Origin of the sequence: Paucibacter sediminis (genome assembly GCF_030254645.1) — a bacterium.
GTDB lineage: Bacteria > Pseudomonadota > Gammaproteobacteria > Burkholderiales > Burkholderiaceae_C > Paucibacter_B > Paucibacter_B sediminis.
This window is the reverse complement of record NZ_CP116346.1, coordinates 1,668,267-1,686,734: the sequence shown is the minus strand read 5'-3', so window position 1 is coordinate 1,686,734 and position 18,468 is coordinate 1,668,267. Positions and strand designations below refer to the sequence as shown.

Sequence of the window (18,468 nt, the reverse complement as noted above, 5' to 3'; positions counted from 1 at the left end):
GCCCCGCCACGCTGCACAAGATAGCGCCCATGAATGCCCAACTCTGGCCCCGCATCAAGGCCCTGTTCGAGGCCGCCATGGCCCAACCCGGCGCGCAGCGCGAAGCCTGGCTGCACGCCCAGCAGGCCGAGCCCGAGGTGGTGGCCGAGGTGCTCTCGCTGCTGGCCCACAGCACCGCGATGGCGCCCGACACCGGCTTCCTGGCCACGCCCGTCCCGCAGCCCGCATCTTCCTTCGCCTCCGCGGCCCAGCCCGGCCTGCGCCTGGGCGCCTGGGCGCTGCGCGAGCAGCTTGGCAGCGGCGGCATGGGCGAGGTCTGGCGGGCCGGCCGGGCCGATGGCGCCTACCAGGGCGAGGCGGCCGTCAAGCTGCTCAAGCGCGGCATGGACTCGGCCGCCGTGCTGCGCCGCTTTGCGCAGGAGCAGCAGGCGCTGGCGCGGCTCGACCATCCGCATATCGCGCGCCTGCTGGATGCCGGCCTCAGCCCCGAGGGCCTGCCCTATTTCGTGATGGAGCTGGTGCATGGCCAGCCCATCGACCGCGCCTGCGCCGGCCTGGCGCTGGAGGCGCGGCTGGCGCTGTTCCTGCAGCTGGCCGATGCGGTGGCCTATGCGCACCGCCATCTGCTGGTGCACCGCGACCTCAAGCCCGGCAATGTGCTGGTGAATGCCGAGGGCCAGGTGAAGCTGCTGGACTTCGGCATCGCCAAGGCGCTCGACCCGCTGGAAGGCGATGGCGATGGCCAGACGCTCGCCGGTGAGCGCCCCTACACCCCGCATTACGCCAGCCCCGAGCAGGTGCGCGGCGAGCCCGTCAGCACCGCCACCGACCTCTACTCGCTGGGCGTGCTGCTCTATGTGATGCTGACCGGCGTGCGCCCCTATGGCCGCGAGGCCAGCACGCCGCGCGAGGCCGCCCACAGCGTGCTGCAGGAGGCGCCGACCCGGCCCAGCGCGCTCTCGCCGGCCCTGGTGCCCGACCCCGACTGGCTGGCGCGCCGCCGGCGCCTGCGCGGCGACCTCGACAACATCCTGCTCAAGACCCTGCAGAAGGATGCCGCGCAGCGCTACTCCAGCGTCGAGACCCTGGCCGAGGATGTGCGCGGCTTTCTGGCCGGGCGCCCGGTCAGCGCGCACCCGCCCTCGCCCGCCTACCTGGCGCTGAAGTTCGTGCAGCGCCATCGCATCGGCACGGCGCTGGGCGGCGCGGCGCTGGCGGCGGTGCTGGGCTTTGCCGGCCTGGCCTGGCAGCAGGCGCGCGCGGCGCAGGAGCGCTTCACCCAGGTGCGCCAGCTCGCCAAGCAGCTGGTGTTCAAGTACCACGACCAGATCGAGGCCCTGCCCGGCGCCACCAAGGTGCGCGAGGCCCTGCTCACCGATGCCGCCGCCTTTCTGGACCAGCTGAGCCGGTCCGCGCAGGACGACCTGGCGCTGACGCGCGAGCTCGCCGACACCTATTACCGCATCAGCCGCCTGCAGGGGGTGGACCAGTCCATCAACACCGGCCAGCATGCGCTCGCCGAGGCCAATCTCGACAAGGCCATCGCGCTGTCGCGGCGCTATGCGGCGCGGCCCGACACCAGCATCACCGAGCTCAGCAGCGTCATCAGCATGCATGCCAGCAAGGGCGAGGTCTGGCAGCATCGCGGCCGCATGGGGCAGGCCGACGCGGCCCTGCGCGAGGGCCTGCCGCTGCTGGAGCGCGCCCTGCAGCGCGACGCCAAGGACACCTGGGCGCTGGCCAGCGCGATCAGCCTGCACGGCATCCATGCGCGCATCCTCGGCAACCAGCTGGGCCACGCCAGCCTGGGCCGCTGGCGCGAGGCCTGCAGCAGCGCCGAGCGCGCGCGCAGCGCCGCCGACGCCACGCTGGCGGCCGACCCCGCCAACGTCTACCTGCCCGACACCATCGCCTTCACCCTCGGCGAGCTGGCGCAGTGCAAGCTGATGCAGGCCGACTGGGCCGCGGCCGAGGCGCTGTTCAAGCGCCAGATCGAGCTGCGCGACCAGATGGCCGCCAAGATGCCCGACGACATGGACTTCCGCTACCAGCGCGCGGTGGCGCGCGGCCAGCTGGCGCGCACGCTGGCCCTGCAGGGCCGGCATGCCGAGGCCGCGACCCTGCTGGCCGCGGCGCAGCAGCAGATGCGCGCGGCCGTGGCGATGGACCATGGCAACGAGGGCGGGCAACGCCGCCTCGACGCGCTGGACACCGGCGCGCTGGCCCTGCAGGTGATGGCGGGCGATGTGGCGCAGGCGCGCGCCACCGCGGCGGCGCTGCTGCCGCGCCTGCCGCCGCCCGCGGGCCCGGCCGCCGAGGCCGCCAGCGCCGATTTCGCGCTGCGCCGGCCGCGCGCCGAGGCCCTGCTGTGGGCCGCGCGCGCCTGGTTGCCTGCGGATGCGGCGCGCGCCGCCGGCCTGGCGCAGGAGGCCGCCGCGCTGATGCAGGCCCCCGCCGCGGGCGACGACAACGCCTCGCGCCGCTGGCTGCAGGCCATGGCGCTGACCGAGCAGGCCCAGGCCAGCGCATCGCAGCGCGCCCAGGCCCTGGCCCTGGTGCAGGCGGCGCTGCAGGCCTGGGGCGTGGGCCCGGAGGTTGGCGAGAGCGGCGCGCCCGCCGTGCCGCCCCTGCTGGCGCCCTGGCTGGCGCGCACCCAGGCGCTGGCGCGCGCGCTCAGGGCCAGTGACGCTTGAACACCGCGGCCACGCTGGGGTGCTGCTCGATCGCCAGCAGGGTGGCGTAGAAGGCCGGCCGCTGCGCCTGCAGATGCGGGCGCGTGCCCGACCATTTCGACACCACCGCGGCCAGCAGGTCCAGCGCGCCGGGCGCCGCCCCGCTCAGGAACATGGGCCGGGGCGGAAACTGGTCGGCAAAGATCTCCCAATGCCGGTGCAGCTGATCGCGCGTGCCCTGGCGCAGCGCCTCGATCGCCGCCGCATCGCGGCTGCGCGTCCAGCGCTCGGGATAGTCGCTGATGCTGATGGCGCTGTAGCAGTTGGCCGCGATGAAGACCAGGCCGCGCAGCGCCTGGGCGCGCGCCATCGTCTCGGCCGGCAGCAGGCCGGAGCCCGGATGCAGCAAGCCCAGATGCATCAGGATCGCCGCACTCTCGGTCAGCACGCTGCCATCGGGCAGCAGCAGCGTGGGGATCTGCAGCAGCGGGTTGTGGCGGCGCAGCTCGTCCTGGGCCGCATCGGCCTCGCCCCAGCTGCTGGCCTGCACCAGGCGGTGCTCGCAACCCGCCAGCAGCAGCGCCGCCTCCACCGCCGCCGAACCCGAGCCCTGGGTACCGAACAAGGTGTAGATCTCGCTCATGGCCGCTTGCTCCCTGCTATTGCTTGGGCGCGGAGTCCCAATGCTCGGTGATGCGCCCGTCCCGCACACGGAACAGGTCGAACCAGGTGGTGGTGTATTTGAGCGTCTTGTCCTTGGGGTCGGGGCGCTCGCTCACAAAGCTCAGCATCACCAGCTCGCCCTCGGCCACCATGGCCACCAGGGGCGCGGCCACGCGCGGGCGAATCTCCGTCGGCTTGGCAAACTGGCCGAAGAACTTGACGAAGCCCTCGCGCCCGGTCGGCACATTGGGGTTGTGCTGCGCATAGCCCTCGGCCAGGTAGTTGGCGGCCAGCTCCAGATGGCCGGCCTCCAGCACCTCGCGCCAGAAGTCGTAGACCAGCTGCTTGTTGGCGGCGAGCCGGGCATCGGCGCTGGCCAGCAGGGCGGCGTGGTCGGGGTTGGCCTGCACGGGCAGCTGGGCCCGGGCCGGCAGGCTGGGAACTGCCAGCGCCAGGGCGAGGCAGAGCGGTGCGATCCGGGTGGCGATGATGTTCATGCGGCCATCTTGCCGCAAGCCTGAAGCCAAGGCGACTCGTCATGGTGCGCAGGCCGGGCCCGGCTATGGCCGCCATAGGCGCAATTGCGTTGCCGCTGCGCTAACGCACTCCTAGACTGGCCTCCACCGCCAATCGCAAGCAGGAGTCAGCCATGTCGTCAGCAGAATCGAAGTGCCCGTTCGCGGGTGAAGCCCGCCGCCACAACAGCGTCGCCGGTGCCCCGTCCAACGCCGACTGGTGGCCGCAGCAGCTCAAGCTGAGCATCCTCCACCAGCACTCGCCCCGCTCCAACCCGATGGGCGAGGACTTCGACTACGCCAAGGAATTCCAGAGCCTGGACCTCGACGCCGTGGTCAAGGACCTGCATGCCCTGATGACGACTTCGCAGGACTGGTGGCCGGCCGACTGGGGCCATTACGGCGGCCTGATGATACGCATGGCCTGGCATGCGGCGGGCACCTACCGCGTCAGTGACGGGCGCGGCGGCGCCGGCACCGGCAACCAGCGCTTCGCGCCGCTCAACAGCTGGCCCGACAACGGCAATCTCGACAAGGCGCGACGCCTGCTCTGGCCGATCAAGCAGAAGTACGGCCGCAAGCTCTCCTGGGCCGACCTGATGATCCTGGCCGGCAATGTCGCGCTGGAATCGATGGGCTTCAAGACCTTCGGCTTCGGCGGCGGCCGCGCCGACATCTGGGCGCCCGAGGAAGACATCTACTGGGGCTCCGAGAACAGCTGGCTGGGCGAGCAGCGCTACAGCGGCGAGCGCCAGCTCGAGAACCCGCTGGCCGCCGTGCAGATGGGCCTGATCTATGTGAACCCCGAGGGCCCCAACGGCAACCCCGACCCGGTGGCCTCGGGCCGCGATGTGCGCGAGACCTTTGCCCGCATGGCCATGGACGACGAGGAGACCGTGGCCCTGGTGGCCGGCGGCCATACCTTCGGCAAGGCCCATGGCGCGGGCGATCCCAAGCTGGTGGGCCCCGAGCCCGAGGGCGCGCCGATCGAGCAACAGGGCCTGGGCTGGAAGAACGGCCTCGGCTCCGGCAAGGGCCAGCACACCACCACCAGCGGCATCGAGGGCGCCTGGAAGCCCAACCCGACGCGTTGGGACATGGGCTATTTCGACATGCTGTTCGGCTACGAATGGGCGCTCACCAAGAGCCCGGCCGGTGCGCATCAATGGGTGGCGCAGAACGTCCGACCCGAGCACCTGATTCCGGACGCGCATGACCCGAGCAAGAAGCACCCGCCGATGATGACCACGGCCGATCTCTCGCTGCGCTTCGACCCCGCCTACGAGAAGATCTCGCGCCGCTACCATGCCGACCCGCAGGCCTTTGCCGACGCCTTTGCGCGCGCCTGGTTCAAGCTGACGCACCGCGACATGGGCCCGCGCGCACGCTACCTCGGCCCCCTGGTGCCGCGCGAGGAACTGATCTGGCAGGATCCGATCCCGGCGCGCGACCACGAGCTGATAGCCGCGCCGGACATCGCCGCGCTGAAGACCCGCCTGCTGGGCGCAGGCCTGAGCATTGCGCAGCTGGTCGGCACCGCCTGGGCCTCGGCCTCGACGTTCCGCGGCTCCGACAAGCGTGGCGGCGCCAATGGTGCGCGCATCCGCCTCGCGCCGCAAAAGGACTGGGCCGCCAACCAGCCGGCCGAACTGGCCAAGGTGCTGCCGGTGCTGGAAGCGATCCAGCAGGACTTCAACGCCAAGGCCGAGGGCGGTAAGAAGGTCTCGCTGGCCGACCTGATCGTGCTCGGCGGCTGCGCGGCCGTGGAGGCCGCGGCGCTGCAGGCCGGGCAGGTGGTGGCGGTGCCCTTCACCCCCGGCCGCATGGATGCCACGCAGGCGCAGACCGATGTGGCCTCCTTCGCCGTGCTGGAGCCGCGCGCCGACGGCTTCCGCAACTATGTGCAGCCGGGGCTGGAGGGCGTGGCGGCCGAGCTGCTGCTGGACAAGGCCCAGCAGCTGAGCCTCAGTGCGCCCGAGATGACGGTGCTGATCGGCGGCCTGCGCGTGCTCGGCGCCAACGTCGGCGGCAGCCCGCATGGCCAGTTCACGCAGCGCCCCGGCGCCTTGAGCAACGACTTCTTCGTGAATCTGCTCGACATGGGCACCAGCTGGCAGAAGCTGGCCGGCAGCGAAGGTCTGCTGGAGGGACGCGAGCGGGCCAGCGGCGCGCCGAAATGGACCGGCACGGTGGTGGACCTGGTGTTCGGCTCGAACTCGCAGCTGCGCGCGCTGGCCGAGGTCTATGCCAGCAGCGACGCCCAGCCGGCCTTTGTGCGCGACTTCGTGGCGGCCTGGCACAAGGTCATGGAGCTGGACCGCTTCGAACGGGCGCCGGAGCTCGCCCATGCCTGACGGCCTGGTGCTCGATCTGCTGGCGCATCATCCCGAGGCGCTGGCCGAGCTGGCCGAGCTGTTCGAGGCCGAGTGGCCGGCCTGGTATCGCGGCGGCCGCGGCAACGCCCGGCAAGACCTGCAGGCCTATGCCCACAAGGGCGCGCTACCGGTCGGCGTGCTCGCGCTGCGCGCGGGGGCGGTGTGCGGCGTCGCGGCGCTTAAGGCCGAGTCCATCCCCAGCCACCGGCATCTGTCGCCCTGGGCCGCGGCCGGGCTCGTGCCGGCCGCGCTGCGCGGGCAAGGCATCGGCCTGCAGCTGCTGCTTGCGCTGGAGCAGCAGGCCAGGCAGCTGGGCTTTGCGCGCATCTACTGCGGCACCAGCACCGCGGCCACCTTGCTGGAACGCGCCGGCTGGCGAGTCCTGGAACGCATCACGCATGAAGGCAAGGCCTTGGCCATCTACGAGAAGGCGCTCTAGCAGCCCGTATCATGCGGCGCATGGCCACCCCCGCGAAGCGCCCGTCTTCTCCCTCGGCAAAGCGCGCGCCAGCGCCGGCATCCAAACCCTTCCTTCGCTTCTATCACTCCGAGGCGCTGCGCAAGAAGACGCTGGCGCTGCTCGGCACGATCGAGCAGTCACCGGATGTCACCAAGCATCGCGACGCGCTTGGCAATCTCGTCGTGGAACTCACCAACTGCGGTCTGGATCAGTACTTCATGGAGCCGCTCAAGCTCGCCAAGCCGGGCTTCATGGTTGAGCAGTCGGCGAACCTCGGCATGCTCGGCGCCCAGCAGCTGATGGCCTCGGTGATCCACCAGATCATCGGGCGCATGGACGGCCCGCAGTTACTGTCCGTGTGCGGCTCGATCCGGCAGTTCATGCACTAGGGCTTTGGGGTGCCTGGCGGCGCCGCCAGGCCGCCGGCGGCATGCCGTATTCGCGCCGGAACGCGCGGCTGAAGGCGGTGTCGGTCTGGTAGCCGACCTCCTCGGCAATGCGGGCCAGCGGGGCATTGCTGCGCGCCAGCAGGTTCGAGGCCAGCAGCATGCGCCACTGCGCCAGGTATTGCATCGGCGCCTGGCCGACGAGCTGCTGGAAGCGCTCGGCCAGCACCGAGCGTGAGGTGCCGGCCACGCGCGCGAGCTCCTCCAGCGTCCAGGGCCGCGCGGGCTCGGCGTGCAGCGCGCGCAGCACGGCGCCGACGATACGGTCGTTCACGCCGGCCAGCCAGCCGGTGCGGCCCTCGGCCTGCTCGTTCATGTGGATGCGCAGCACCTCGATGAACAGCACCTCGGCCAGCTTGGCCAGCACGCCCTGGCCGCCGGGCCGCGGCGAGCGCGCCTCGGCGAGCGCGTAGCGCAGCGAGGCTTCGAGCCAGACACCGGCATTGGAGCCGCGCACGCTAACCTTGACGATGGGCGGCAGCCCCGCCAGCAGCATGCGGGCCAGGCGCGCGTCGCAGGCCAGGTAGCCGCAGACCAGCTTGGTGGTGGCACCGCCGCCGCCATAGGCCAGCAGCCGCGGCCGGCGCGCCAGCACCTCGTGCAGCCGCGCACCCGAGGCCGGCGGCAGGCCCGGCTGCGAGCCCATGCGGTGCGCATCGCCCTGCGGGAACAGCACCGCATCGCCGGCCGCCAGGCGCAGCGGCGGCAGATCGCCGAGCTCGACCCAGCATTCGCCCTCGGTGATCAGGTGGAAGATCACCACCCGCTCGGCGCTGGGCTCCAGAAAGGGCGCCGCGGCATCGGCCTGCGGCGACTGGTAGCACCAGGGCGCCGTGAAGCGGCCGTGCAGAAAGATCGCGCCCACCAGGCGCACCACGCGCAGCGTCTGCGAGAGCGCGTCCATCAGCTCAGCACATCGATGTGCAGCGCCACCGGCAGCGGCTGCTCGACCGCGCAGGTCACCGGCGAGCAGCCGGTGGTCGAGGCGACCAGGGCGCGCAGGCGCTCGGCCGCCACCCCGCTGGCGGCGATGCGCACATGCAGCGCCATCGTCAGCGGCCCGGCCGGCACCGTGCTGCCATCGGGTTCGGCGATGCCCAGCAGGCCGCGCGCGTCGGACTGGCTGCTCGCGCGCGCCTCCAGCGTCTGCAGCGTGATGCCCGCGGCGGCGGCGGCCATGGCGATGCGGGTCACCGCGCAGGAGGCCAGGCCGGCGCGCAGCAGCCAGCCCGGCGTCACCGCGCCGGCCTCGCCGCCGATCTCGGCCGGCATGTCGGTCTGCACCGCATGGCCGGCGTCGCTGTGCACGCTGGCGCGCAAGCCGCCCTCCCAGCGCGCGCTGGCCACCGAATCGTCGCTCAGCCCCGCCTGCGGCTTGCGGCGCAGCACCGAGGCGACCCGCTCCATTGACGCAGCAATCTGTTCCGTGCCCATGGCCTGGCTCCTTGCGCTTGATGCGCTGCGCCGATTCTGAGGGCGCGGCGGCTTGAGCACCAGCGGGCAGACCTCGCCGCGGGCCGATGGCGGACGCTTGGACGAGAGCTGCGGACGCTCGGTCAGGACGCCCCGCGCCGCCGCGCCGACATTGGGGTTCCCTGCCGCATGGCCGGCCACCCATCACCGGAGATACGCACCATGAACGCACCTGTCGATTTCGCCGCCCTCAAGACCCGCCAGCAAGCCGCCTGGGGCACGGGCGACTACGCCGTGATCGGCACCACGCTGCAGATCGTTGGCGAGAACCTGGCCGAGGCCTGCGACCTCAGGACCGACGAGCGCGTGCTCGACGTGGCCGCCGGCAACGGCAACGCCACGCTGGCGGCGGCACGCCGCGGCTGCCGGGTCACCTCGACCGACTATGTCGGCAGCATGCTGGAGCGCGGCGCCGAGCGGGCGCGCGCCGAACGCCTCGAGGTCGCATTCCAGACCGCCGATGCCGAGGCGCTGCCCTTCGCCGATGCCAGCTTCGACGCCGCCCTCTCGACCTTCGGCGTGATGTTCGCGCCCGACCATGCCAGGGCCGCCGCCGAACTGGCGCGCGTGGTGCGCCCCGGCGGGCGCATCGGCCTGGCCAACTGGACGCCCGACAGCCTGATCGGCCGCATGTTCAAGGTGCTGGGCCGCTATGTGCCGCCGCCGGCGGGCGTGCAGCCGCCCTCGCTGTGGGGCACCGAGGCGCATCTGCGCACGCTGTTCGGCGCCAGCGCCGCGGCGCTGCAGGCCACGCCGCGCCAGTTCACCTTCCGCTACCGTTCGGCGGCGCATTTCGTCGAGACCTTCCGCCTCTGGTACGGCCCGGTGAACAAGGCCTTTGCCGCGCAGACGCCCGAGCGCGCCGAGACGCTGGCCGCCGAGTTGAGCGGCCTGCTCGACGACCTGAACCGCGCCGGCCCCGGCGCCCTGGTGGTACCGAGCGAGTACCTCGAGATCGTCGTCACGCGCGCCTGAGCCCGCACATGGACGCCCGCCTGCAGCGCCGCATCCAGCGTTACGGCTGGGAGCGCGCCGCCGATGCCTACGCACGCCACTGGCATGGGCCGCTGGCCGGGCTGCAGGCCGAGCTGCTGGCGCTGGCGGCCCCGGCCCCCGGCGAGGCGGTGCTCGACGTGGCCTGCGGCGCCGGTGTCGTCGCGGCTGCCGCGGCGCGAGCCGTTGGCCCGGGCGGGCGCGTGCTGGGCGTCGACCTCGCCGAGGCGATGGTGCAGGCGGCGCGGCAGCAGGCGCAGCGGCTCGGCCTCGCCCAGGCGAGCTTCATGCGCATGGACGCCGAGCAGCTGGCCCTGCCCGACGACGCCGGCTTCGACCTCGTGCTGTGCGTGCTGGGCCTGATGTATGTGCCGGACCCGGCGGCCGCGCTGCGCGAACTGCGGCGCGTGCTGCGCCCCGGTGGCCGGGCGCTGCTGGCGGTGTGGGGCGAACGCGCGCGCTGCGGCTGGGCGCCGCTGTTCGGCATCGTCGATGCCGAGGTGCGCAGCGAGGTCTGCCCGCTGTTCTTCGGCCTGGGCCAGGGCGAGGCGCTGGCGCGCTGCTGCGCCGCGGCGGGCCTGCGGGTCAGCGCGCAGCGGCGACGCAGCGACGCGCTGCACTATGCCGATGCCGATGCGGCCTGCGCCGCGGCCTTTGCGGGCGGGCCCGTGGCGCTGGCCTGGTCTCGCTTCGATGCGGCGGTGCGTGCGCGCGTGCAGGCGCATTACCTCGCGGCGCTTGCGCCATGGCGCGATGGCCAGGGCTACCACGTGCCCGCCGAGTACCTGATCGTCGCGGCGGAGCGGCCGCAAGCCTGAGCGCGGATCGGCAAGCGCCCGGCCGCCTCAGGGCCTCAGCGTGTCAGGGCGCAGCGCGCTGGCCGCCGGCGTCCACAATGAATTGCCGCACGGCCTGCACCAGCTCGGCCTCCTGGCCCACGAAGCCATGCGGCGCACGCCCCTCGCAGGCATCCGAGCCCGCCGCCGCGCCCGGCCCGCCGCGCAGCAGCACCTGCTGCACGCGCGCCGCCGCCACGGCCTGCTCGGCCAGGCGCGGCATCAGCGCCGGCGGCGAGCGCGGGCAGCTATCGCCCTCATGGGCGATCAGCAGCAGCGGCTGGCGGATCGCCTGCAGCGGCAGATCGAACACCGACTGCGCCACCCAGGGCTTGCGCGCGCCGGGCTGGCCGGCCATCAGCGCCGAGCTCAGCACCAGCCCGTCGGGGCCCGCCTCGGGGCTCAGCCGCGCCGCCGCATTCGCGGCCGAGATCGTGCCGCGGCTGGTGCCCACCAGCCAGACCGGCCCGCCGCCCATGCGCTGGCGCAGCGCGGCGATCAAGAGGGCCAGGTCTTGCGCATGCGCGGGCGCGCTGCGAAAGCCGGCCAGGCCGTCCTCGCCATGCTGGTCCGAGGGCGCGTCCAGCACCACGGTGGCAAAGCCGGCGGCCACGAAGAGGGGCTGGCTGCGCACCAGCGCGTTGCCCTTCAGCGCCCGCGCGCAGGCGCTGCGCTCGTCCAGGTCCACATGGCCGCTGCCGCCGGCGAGCAGCACCAGGGTGGTGAGCGGCGGCCTGGCCCCGGCCGGCATGGCCAGGGCATAGCGGGCGCTGGTGCCGGCGTGGGTGGCGAGGCTGTGGAGCGTGCCGCAGGGCTCGCTGGCCTGCGCACCGAGCGCGGCGCCGGCCAGCAGGCAGGCCGCTGCCCGCGCGTGCATGCTCATCACGCCCGCCTCAGATAGTCGAGCGCCGCCGTGATGGTCGCCATTTGGGCCTGGTTGCACTCGGCGGGGCTGGCCGTCGGGCTGTCCGGGTAGACCTCGGTGGTGGTCACGAAGCGCGCATCGGTCATGCCGCCGCACAGGCCGAGCGCGCGCTTGGCGTAATTGATCACGCCGGCCTGCTGCAGCGGCTCGCCGATGATGCGGCCCTGCGCATCGGGCGCGGCGATATGGGTCACGCGGCGCACCGCGGCTATCAGCGCGCGCTGGAACTCGGGCACCGGCCGCTCGGTGTCGGCCACCAGGTAGAAGCCATCGGGGATGGCGTGCCAGTCGAACGCGACGCCGTCGCGTGCCGCCTTGGCGGGGCCGAATTCGCTGTTGTCGGTGTCGGTGGTCTCGTGCAGGTCGACATGCAGATCGACGCGGCCGCCGCAGGCGGCCACACAGGCCATCGCCAGCGCCGACTCGGCGGCCGGGCTGTCCTGCTTGAACTGCCGATTCGGGTCCAGCGCATCGGGGTTCCAGCGGTTGACGGTCTCGTAGCCCCAGGGGCTGATGCAGGGCAGCAGCAGCAGGTTGAACGCGGCCTCGGCGTGGCGATCGAACTCGTGCGTCAACCATTGCAGCGCGCCATGCACGCCGCTGGTCTCGTAGCCATGCACACCGCCGGTCACCAGCACCACCGGGCGATCCGCCTTCCACGCGCGGCTGCGCACCGCATAGAGCGGGTAGCTGCCCAGGCCCAGGCGCCCATAGTCGAGCCTGCCGTACTGGAACAGCTCGGCCTGCGCGGGCAGCTTGGCCATGAGCGGCGCAAGCACCTCCTCGGCATAGCTGCGCTGCGGTTTCTGGCGCGCCAGCCAGGCGGCCTTTTCGGCCGCGCCCCAGGGCGTGCCGGGGGTGCCGATCGGGTATGGCGGCGTGCTTGGCGGGGTCGATGGCGAGGTGCTCACAACGTGCTCATCCGGTCTTGGTTGGCGATGGGGCGGACGATACACCGCTCAGTCGACCGCAGCCCGCCGGCTCCCCGATCGAGAGTGACGCCTGGCGCCCGTGGGCGTGACTTGCGAGGCCAAGGCGTCTACGCTGAGAGCGCCGCAGCGGCTGACCCGGCGGGGGCATTCCGCAGCGGCGTTGCTGCCGCGCCGACCCGTCAACTCAACAGGAGTGAAGACATGTCATACATCGATGGTTTCGTGATCGCGGTCCCCACCGCCAACAAGCAGCAGTTCATCGAGCACGCGCGTCATTTCGACCCGCTATTCATCGAGCTTGGCGCGATCCGTGTGATCGAAGCTTGGGGCGACGACGTCCCCGACGGCAAAGTCACCGACTTCCGCCGCGCAGTCCAGGCCACGGCCGAGGAGACGGTGGCTTTTGCATGGGTCGAATGGCCGAACAAGGCCACGCGCGATGCCGCCATGAAGAAGATGACGGAAGACCCGCGCATGGACCCGTCCACACCCGGCAACCCGCCCATGCCCTTCGACGGCAAGCGCATGATCTTTGGCGGCTTCGAACAGGTGGTCGAAGTGAAGGCTTGAGCGGCGGGGGATGACGCCGCGCAACTCCCCGTTGCAGTCCCCATATGACGGCTCTCGGGGCCCTGCAGGGGTCACACTCGCGGCCGGGAGCGGAAGTTCGCCCATCCGATGCAGGAGACAGTTCTAGGCTGGAAGCGGTCGTCTGTTCGTCCCACTGACGGAAACCAGAGCGGTCTTTGTCCAGCCGCTCAACCGGCGAAGGCGTCCCGAAGCATGTCCGCAATGTTCTTCGGCCACACAGTCTCGTTCGTTGACCTGAGCTCCGCCATCGTCCACCAGCGATGCTCAACAATCACACGTTGCTCCTGTGGCGTCCGCTCTTCGTCTAGTACTTCGCAGTCTTTGGCTTTTACGATGAAAAAGCGTTCGTCGGCCTCGACCACTTCTCCATCGGGTAAGCCTAGGGGGAAGACCCGCTTACCAACTTGCGGCCCAGGGTGCTCGATGTCGAGACCGACCTCCTCGCGCAACTCACGCACGGCAGCCTGCTCAAAGCTCTCGCCGGCCTCCACCCCGCCCCCGGGAGTAGCCCAGTGCGCATTTCCTGCCATTGCTCCCTCGGTGTGCACAAACCGGAAGAGCAGAAGACGCCCCTTGGGATCCAAGACAAGAAGGCGAGAGGCTGGTCGTCGGCGCATGTAGCAACGATAGCGCACGCCAGCGCTGGTCTACGTCTACGTCTGCTTCCGCTGCGAAGCAGTCGTCGAGCTTGCCAGCCCAGCCGACAGGATTGGGTTGGAAGCGCCATTTCGAGCCGCAGCAAAGCAGACATGGGCGCGACGAGAACAGCCTCGTTTGAGTTCTACGGCCGCAGCACCCCGTAGAGCGGCCGTTCGGGCCATCGCCCTTTGCTCGGACCCAACGGCTGCTTCATGCCCGGCAGTGTGAGTAAGCCCGGCGGCCCTCAGCCACTGAATCTCCGCCCTAGCTCAGCAGCTTCTCGATGCTCTCGGCCAGCGGGTACAGAACGTCCTTGTCGGTTCAGCAAGACCGACCGACAAGGTGCTAGATTTGCCATCCATGGCCTGGCTTTCCGGCGCCATCCGGCCTGCCCATAGCGCCACGACCCCAGCAGCAACGGTGATGTTCGGGGGAGCTGTTCCCATGTCTTCAACTTCCACCCTCCACTTCTTCTGCGGCAAGGCCGGCGCCGGCAAGAGCACGGTCGCGAGCGCGCTGGCCAAGGATCTTGGGGCGATCCTGATCTCCGAGGACGTCTGGCTGATGCGCTTGTATGGCGATCAGATGACGGTCTTTGACGACTACATCCGCTGCTCGAAGAAGTTGAAGTCCGTCATCGGCCCGCTGGTGGTGGACCTGCTACGGACCGGCGTGCCATCGGTGGTGCTGGACTTCCAGGCCAATACCAGGGCCGGCCGCCGCTGGTTTCGCTCGGTGTTCGAGCAGGCGGCGGCCGCGCATGTGCTGCACTATGTCCAGACTCCCGATTGGCAATGCCTGGAGCGCATCGCCAAGCGAAACCTGGAGCGGCCGGAGGGCTCGCATCAGCTGAGCGAAGAAGACTTCCGCTACGTCTCGTCGTTCTTCGAGGCGCCTGATCCGGCCGAGGGCTTCAACATCAAGGCCTACGGCGGCTGAGCCGCGCCGTCGGGCGCGTGGGCGGCCGCATCAGCTGTCGGCGCCGACTCAAGTTCCTGTAGCATGGCCCCCATCATGTTCACCGCCTCCCTGTCCTTGTCCGCCGCACGAGCTGCACGAGCCGCACGAGCCCGTCGTGCGCTGCCGTGTGCCTGGCGCGAGACAAGGAAGAGGACGACCTAACACCCTCCAATCCCCGGTTTCTCCCCCAAGGCCACGGCTCACCCCCGTGGCCTTTTTCTTTGTCCGACCCCCAAGTGAAAGGAACTTCTCCATGCAAATCCCCAGCGCTTCTTGTGCTTCTTCGCCGCGGTTCGATGCGCTCATGCCCGTGACCGATCGCCCTGCCGAGGTATTCGTGCGTGGTGAGGGCGCCTGGTTGTGGGACGCGGCCGACACGCGCTACCTGGACTGGCTGCAGGGCTGGGCGGTGAATGCCCTGGGGCATTGCCCGCCCGAGGTCAGCCTGGCCTTGGGGGCGCAGTCGAGCCTGCTGCTCACGCCCAGCCCTGCGCTTTACAACCTGCCTTCGCTGCAACTGGCCGAGCGGCTGTGCGCGCTCAGCGGCTTTGACCAGGTGTTCTTCGGCAGCACCGGGGCCGAGGCGAACGAGGGCGCGATCAAGCTGGCACGCAAGTGGGGGCAGCTGCATCGGGGCGGGGCCTACGAGATCATCACCTTCGACAACGCCTTCCACGGCCGCAATCTGGCCACCATGGCCGCCAGTGGCAAGCCGGGCTGGGAGGCCCTGTTTGCGCCCGGCATGCCGGGTTTTGTGAAGGCCGTCTTCAACGACATGGCCTCGGTCAAGGCGCTGCTCAGCGAGCGCACCGTGGCGGTGATGCTGGAGCCCGTGCAGGGCGAGGCCGGCGTGCGCCCGGCAAGCCCCGGCTTTGTGCGCGCACTGCGCCAGTGGTGTGATCGCCACGGCCTGCTGCTCATCTTCGACGAGGTGCAGACCGGCTGTGGGCGCCTGGGGCAGTTGTTTGCCTACCAGCACTACGGGGTCATGCCCGACATCATGAGCCTGGGCAAGGGCCTGGGCGCCGGCGTGCCGATCTCGGCGCTGCTGGCGCAGGCGCATTGCAGCGTCTTCACCCACGGCGACCAGGGCGGCACCTATGCCGGCAACCCGCTGATGTGCGCGGTGGGGCTGGCGGTGCTGGAAACGCTCAGCCAGAGCGCTTTCCTGGAACAGGTGCGGACACAGGGCGCGCTGCTGCAGCGCGGTCTGCAGGCGCTGTCCGCGCGCCACGGCCTGGGCGAGGTGCGCGGGCTGGGTCTGCTGTGGGCGCTGGAGCTGGGGAGCGATCACGCGGCCGCGGTGGTGCGCGAATGCCGCCGCCGGGGCCTGCTGGTCAACTCGGCCCGGCCCCATTGCCTGCGCTTCATGCCGAGGCTCAACAGCACCGCCGACGAGATCGCGCAGGGCCTGCAGCTGCTCGACGCCGCCATTGCCACCGTGCTGGAGGAGTTTGCCGCGCAATGAGCGAACGGGGGAGCCTGTCGCGAAGCCGGCCCGATCAGCCGCTCACACTCTTGGTATGGCGGAAGAAGTTGTCCGGGTCGTAGACCTGCTTCAGCGTCGCGAGCCGGTCCAGGTTCGAGCGGCCATAGGCCGCCTCCACGCGATCGCGGCCTTCCTCCTCGGTCAGGAAGTTGATGTAGGTGCCGCCCGTCGAGCATGTTCGCGTGGCCTCGAAACAGTCGCGCGCCCACTGGACATTGACGGCGTCGTCCTCGGGCCGCTCCCAGGAGCCGGCGATGTTCAACACATAGGCAGCATCGCGATTGCCAGCCGGCGAATGCCCGGCGGGCAGCTCACCCAGCGCGCCCTGGATCTGGAACATCAGGATGGCCGAGTGTGGCGACGCGATGCGGGCGGCGTGCGCCACGGCAAGGTCGATGAACGGGCGATCGATGCCGGGCAGGTAGTGCGACTTCCAGTAGTAACGTCTACCCTTCGGTTGCGTGGCATCGAGCAGGCTCTGCATCTGCACATAGGGGCGGCGCGTCACGATATCCGCGATCGGCCGGCCGGTCGCGCGCAGCGGCGCCAGCAAGGCTTCGCCATCCTCGACCTTGCCCGAATGGCAGACGAAGATGGCGGCGATCGGCTTGCCGTGCACTTCCTTCGGTAGCCAGGGCGCCGGCGGCGCGATCCGCAGCACGGCCACGCTGGTCAGCTCGCGTGGCGCCGCGGCGCTGAAGCTGCGATAGGCCTCGAGGACCTGCGCGGCGTCCTCGCCATGCCAGGCGATCGCCCCGCCCAGGATCTCGGGGCCGACGGGATGGAGCCGGTACTCGAAGGAGGTGACGATGCCAAAGTTGCCCCCGCCGCCGCGCAGGGCCCAGAACAGGTCTGCATGCTCGTCCGCGCAGGCGCGCAGGACTCGGCCATCGGCCGTCACCACCTCCATCGAGACGAGGTTGTCGCAGGTCCAGCCATGGCGGCGCGTGAGGTAACCAAAGCCGCCGCCGACGGTCAGGCCCGCGATGCCGGTCGCGGAGACGAAGCCCAGCACGGCCGCGAGCCCGTGCAACTGCGTCTCGCGGTCGACGTCTGCCAAGGTGCAGCCCGCTTGCGCCAGCGCCGTGCGGCGCACCGGATCGACCCAGACACCGCGCAGCAGCGACATGTCGATCATCAGGCCGCCCTCGCACACCGCCAGCCCGGCGATGTTGTGGCCGCCGCCGCGCACGGAGCACAGCAGCCCGTGCTGGCGCGCAAAGCGCACGGCTTGCACCACGTCGACCGTTCCGGTGCAGCGCGCCAGCAGGCCGGGGCGCCGGTCGATCATCGCGTTCCAGACCTTGCGCGTCTCCTCGTACTCTGCGTCTTCCGCGGTCAGCACCCGGCCCTTGAATGCCGCCTTGAAGGACTGCAAGGCCTCCGGCGCGAGATCCACGATCCCGCCATCCATGCGTGTGAGCTTGATTGCCATCATCGACCTCCTTGAAGAACGACATCGACAGCATGCGCGCGACAGGCCGCCAAGGCCAGTCCAGATTCTGAAGCGTTTACGCTTGGGAGGCGAGGCGATGGACAACCGCAAGGGCAAGGGCGGCAAGTACGTGGTGGTAAAAAGTAGCAGCCAACATGCGGAGCAGTCATGGCCACACCGACTCGTGTCAACGAAACCGTCCAGACGCACTACGCCCGTTCCGAGCTGGGCACGCTCATACTCGCGGCGCTGGAAAAAGCCGGCAAAGACATCCATAGGCTCACGCCCGAGGACCTGGCGCCGATCGACGAATTTCACATCCGTGGCCGGGCGGCGACGCTTGAGCTGGCCCGGGCCGCGAGCCTCGATGCGGCGAAGCGCGTGCTGGATGTCGGCAGCGGTGTCGGCGGCACGTCGCGCTGCCTGGCCAAGGAGTTCGGTTGCCGCGTCACCGGCATCGACCTCACCGAAGACTATTGCCGCGCCGCCGAGCTGCTCACCGCCAAGACCGGGCTCGCGCACCTCGTCGACTACCGCCAGGGCGACGCGACCCAGCTGCCGTTCGCCGACGCGTCGTTCGACGTGGTCTGGACCGAGCACGCGGCAATGAACATCCCGGACAAGGCGCGCCTGTATCGGGAGATGCACCGCGTCCTGAAACCGGGCGGCAGGCTCGCGATCTACGATGTTCTGGCCGGCCCGACCGGACCCGTTCACTTCCCCGTGCCCTGGGCGCGCACGCCCGATGCGAGCTTTCTGCTGCGGCCGGATGAACTGCGCGCGCTGCTCGAAGCGGCCGGTTTCACGATCACGGACTGGTCGGACACGACCGACGCGGCACGCGCCTGGTTCGTGGCGCTGGCGCAGAAGATCGGCCGGGAAGGCCTGCCGCCGCTGGGCTTTCACATCCTGCTTGGCGCCGATTTTCAAGCCATGGCGCAGAACCAGCGGCGCAATCTCGAAGAGGGGCGGATCGTGCTCGCCCAGGTCACGGCAAGCAGGTAGCTGGGCCCACGGCCAAGGGATAGGAGCGCCCTGCGCGCGCCCCTAGACTGGGGCGCCGG

18 protein-coding genes are annotated in these 18,468 nt (G+C 70.7%); 10 read left to right on the top strand and 8 right to left on the bottom strand.

Annotated features, from left to right (window positions below; all coding sequences use genetic code 11):
* Positions 1–29: 29 nt before the first annotated feature.
* Positions 30–2,693 (top strand): serine/threonine-protein kinase, encoded by a 2,664-nt coding sequence (locus PFX98_RS07600; protein WP_285234583.1) that lies wholly within the window; start codon positions 30–32, stop codon positions 2,691–2,693.
* Here the strand turns inward: PFX98_RS07600 and PFX98_RS07595 are convergent.
* Together PFX98_RS07595 and PFX98_RS07590 are read right to left on the bottom strand one after the other, a co-directional pair.
* The gene (locus PFX98_RS07595) at positions 2,674–3,315 is read right to left on the bottom strand and encodes a glutathione S-transferase N-terminal domain-containing protein (RefSeq protein WP_285234582.1); all 642 of its coding nucleotides are present in this window, start codon (positions 3,313–3,315) and stop codon (positions 2,674–2,676) included. The two genes, PFX98_RS07600 and PFX98_RS07595, sit on opposite strands and share 20 nt — an antisense overlap.
* 16 nt (positions 3,316–3,331) lie before the next feature.
* A complete protein-coding gene (locus tag PFX98_RS07590) occupies positions 3,332–3,832 on the bottom strand; it encodes a nuclear transport factor 2 family protein (protein WP_285234581.1) in 501 nt (166 codons plus the stop codon).
* Positions 3,833–3,984: 152 nt separating this feature from the next.
* Here PFX98_RS07590 and katG point away from each other — a divergent pair, with 152 nt between their 5' ends.
* The 3 genes from katG to PFX98_RS07575 are packed head-to-tail and all read left to right on the top strand — an operon-like array spanning position 3,985 to position 7,074.
* Positions 3,985–6,204 carry a catalase/peroxidase HPI gene (gene katG, locus PFX98_RS07585; protein WP_285234580.1) on the top strand — a complete coding sequence of 740 codons (2,220 nt, stop codon included), beginning with the start codon at positions 3,985–3,987 and terminating at the stop codon, positions 6,202–6,204.
* Entirely contained in the window at positions 6,197–6,664 is a 468-nt protein-coding gene (locus tag PFX98_RS07580; protein ID WP_285234579.1) for a GNAT family N-acetyltransferase, read from the top strand. Before katG ends, PFX98_RS07580 begins: the two co-directional genes overlap by 8 nt.
* Before the next feature lie 11 nt (positions 6,665–6,675).
* Positions 6,676–7,074 (top strand): hypothetical protein, encoded by a 399-nt coding sequence (locus tag PFX98_RS07575; RefSeq protein ID WP_285234578.1) that lies wholly within the window; start codon positions 6,676–6,678, stop codon positions 7,072–7,074.
* Here PFX98_RS07575 and PFX98_RS07570 read toward each other — a convergent pair.
* Together PFX98_RS07570 and PFX98_RS07565 are read right to left on the bottom strand one after the other, a co-directional pair.
* Positions 7,064–8,035 carry an AraC family transcriptional regulator gene (locus PFX98_RS07570; RefSeq protein WP_285234577.1) on the bottom strand — a complete coding sequence of 324 codons (972 nt, stop codon included), beginning with the start codon at positions 8,033–8,035 and terminating at the stop codon, positions 7,064–7,066. The two genes, PFX98_RS07575 and PFX98_RS07570, sit on opposite strands and share 11 nt — an antisense overlap.
* The gene (locus tag PFX98_RS07565) at positions 8,035–8,565 is read right to left on the bottom strand and encodes an OsmC family protein (protein WP_285234576.1); all 531 of its coding nucleotides are present in this window, start codon (positions 8,563–8,565) and stop codon (positions 8,035–8,037) included. Before PFX98_RS07565 ends, PFX98_RS07570 begins: the two co-directional genes overlap by 1 nt.
* Before the next feature lie 201 nt (positions 8,566–8,766).
* Between PFX98_RS07565 and PFX98_RS07560 the strand changes: the two genes are divergently transcribed.
* Both PFX98_RS07560 and PFX98_RS07555 read left to right on the top strand, forming a co-directional pair.
* Entirely contained in the window at positions 8,767–9,579 is an 813-nt protein-coding gene (locus PFX98_RS07560; RefSeq protein WP_285234575.1) for a class I SAM-dependent methyltransferase, read from the top strand.
* A gap of 8 nt (positions 9,580–9,587) precedes the next feature.
* A complete protein-coding gene (locus tag PFX98_RS07555; RefSeq protein WP_285234574.1) occupies positions 9,588–10,415 on the top strand; it encodes a class I SAM-dependent methyltransferase in 828 nt (275 codons plus the stop codon).
* A gap of 43 nt (positions 10,416–10,458) precedes the next feature.
* On the opposite strand, the gene PFX98_RS07550 is transcribed toward PFX98_RS07555, so the two are convergent.
* Positions 10,459–11,316 (bottom strand): alpha/beta hydrolase, encoded by an 858-nt coding sequence (locus PFX98_RS07550; RefSeq protein WP_285234573.1) that lies wholly within the window; start codon positions 11,314–11,316, stop codon positions 10,459–10,461.
* The gene (locus tag PFX98_RS07545; RefSeq protein WP_285234572.1) at positions 11,316–12,269 is read right to left on the bottom strand and encodes a M14 family metallopeptidase; all 954 of its coding nucleotides are present in this window, start codon (positions 12,267–12,269) and stop codon (positions 11,316–11,318) included. The genes PFX98_RS07550 and PFX98_RS07545 overlap by 1 nt, the downstream gene beginning before the upstream one ends.
* 222 nt (positions 12,270–12,491) lie before the next feature.
* Between PFX98_RS07545 and PFX98_RS07540 the strand changes: the two genes are divergently transcribed.
* Positions 12,492–12,860: a DUF1428 domain-containing protein gene (locus PFX98_RS07540; RefSeq protein ID WP_285234571.1), complete on the top strand. Its 369-nt coding sequence runs from the start codon at positions 12,492–12,494 to the stop codon at positions 12,858–12,860.
* Positions 12,861–13,048: 188 nt separating this feature from the next.
* Here the strand turns inward: PFX98_RS07540 and PFX98_RS07535 are convergent, their stop codons facing one another.
* Positions 13,049–13,498 (bottom strand): NUDIX hydrolase, encoded by a 450-nt coding sequence (locus PFX98_RS07535; protein ID WP_285235553.1) that lies wholly within the window; start codon positions 13,496–13,498, stop codon positions 13,049–13,051.
* A gap of 382 nt (positions 13,499–13,880) precedes the next feature.
* On the opposite strand from PFX98_RS07535, the gene PFX98_RS07530 reads away from it, so the two are divergent.
* Complete coding sequence (locus tag PFX98_RS07530) at positions 13,881–14,459, top strand: P-loop nucleotide/nucleoside kinase family protein (RefSeq protein WP_285234570.1); 579 nt, start codon at positions 13,881–13,883, stop codon at positions 14,457–14,459.
* Between the two features lie 325 nt (positions 14,460–14,784).
* Entirely contained in the window at positions 14,785–15,948 is a 1,164-nt protein-coding gene (locus tag PFX98_RS07525; RefSeq protein WP_285234569.1) for an acetylornithine transaminase, read from the top strand.
* Between the two features lie 34 nt (positions 15,949–15,982).
* On the opposite strand, the gene PFX98_RS07520 is transcribed toward PFX98_RS07525, so the two are convergent.
* The gene (locus PFX98_RS07520) at positions 15,983–17,404 is read right to left on the bottom strand and encodes an FAD-binding oxidoreductase (RefSeq protein WP_285234568.1); all 1,422 of its coding nucleotides are present in this window, start codon (positions 17,402–17,404) and stop codon (positions 15,983–15,985) included.
* 168 nt (positions 17,405–17,572) lie between these two features.
* Between PFX98_RS07520 and PFX98_RS07515 the strand changes: the two genes are divergently transcribed.
* Positions 17,573–18,409, top strand: a complete 837-nt coding sequence (locus PFX98_RS07515) for a class I SAM-dependent methyltransferase (RefSeq protein WP_285234567.1) — start codon at positions 17,573–17,575, stop codon at positions 18,407–18,409.
* The last annotated feature ends 59 nt before the right edge of the window (positions 18,410–18,468 follow it).

Excerpts from the sequence above, each read along its gene's own strand:
- PFX98_RS07600 (WP_285234583.1), top strand. The coding sequence starts at position 30 with ATGAATGCCCAACTCTGGCCCCGCATCAAGGCCCTGTTCGAGGCCGCC.
- PFX98_RS07595 (WP_285234582.1), bottom strand. The coding sequence starts at position 3,315 with ATGAGCGAGATCTACACCTTGTTCGGTACCCAGGGCTCGGGTTCGGCG.
- PFX98_RS07590 (WP_285234581.1), bottom strand. The coding sequence starts at position 3,832 with ATGAACATCATCGCCACCCGGATCGCACCGCTCTGCCTCGCCCTGGCG.
- katG (WP_285234580.1), top strand. The coding sequence starts at position 3,985 with ATGTCGTCAGCAGAATCGAAGTGCCCGTTCGCGGGTGAAGCCCGCCGC.
- PFX98_RS07580 (WP_285234579.1), top strand. The coding sequence starts at position 6,197 with ATGCCTGACGGCCTGGTGCTCGATCTGCTGGCGCATCATCCCGAGGCG.
- PFX98_RS07575 (WP_285234578.1), top strand. The coding sequence starts at position 6,676 with ATGCGGCGCATGGCCACCCCCGCGAAGCGCCCGTCTTCTCCCTCGGCA.
- PFX98_RS07570 (WP_285234577.1), bottom strand. The coding sequence starts at position 8,035 with ATGGACGCGCTCTCGCAGACGCTGCGCGTGGTGCGCCTGGTGGGCGCG.
- PFX98_RS07565 (WP_285234576.1), bottom strand. The coding sequence starts at position 8,565 with ATGGGCACGGAACAGATTGCTGCGTCAATGGAGCGGGTCGCCTCGGTG.
- PFX98_RS07560 (WP_285234575.1), top strand. The coding sequence starts at position 8,767 with ATGAACGCACCTGTCGATTTCGCCGCCCTCAAGACCCGCCAGCAAGCC.
- PFX98_RS07555 (WP_285234574.1), top strand. The coding sequence starts at position 9,588 with ATGGACGCCCGCCTGCAGCGCCGCATCCAGCGTTACGGCTGGGAGCGC.
- PFX98_RS07550 (WP_285234573.1), bottom strand. The coding sequence starts at position 11,316 with ATGAGCATGCACGCGCGGGCAGCGGCCTGCCTGCTGGCCGGCGCCGCG.
- PFX98_RS07540 (WP_285234571.1), top strand. The coding sequence starts at position 12,492 with ATGTCATACATCGATGGTTTCGTGATCGCGGTCCCCACCGCCAACAAG.
- PFX98_RS07535 (WP_285235553.1), bottom strand. The coding sequence starts at position 13,498 with ATGCGCCGACGACCAGCCTCTCGCCTTCTTGTCTTGGATCCCAAGGGG.
- PFX98_RS07530 (WP_285234570.1), top strand. The coding sequence starts at position 13,881 with ATGGCCTGGCTTTCCGGCGCCATCCGGCCTGCCCATAGCGCCACGACC.
- PFX98_RS07525 (WP_285234569.1), top strand. The coding sequence starts at position 14,785 with ATGCCCGTGACCGATCGCCCTGCCGAGGTATTCGTGCGTGGTGAGGGC.
- PFX98_RS07520 (WP_285234568.1), bottom strand. The coding sequence starts at position 17,404 with ATGGCAATCAAGCTCACACGCATGGATGGCGGGATCGTGGATCTCGCG.
- PFX98_RS07515 (WP_285234567.1), top strand. The coding sequence starts at position 17,573 with ATGGCCACACCGACTCGTGTCAACGAAACCGTCCAGACGCACTACGCC.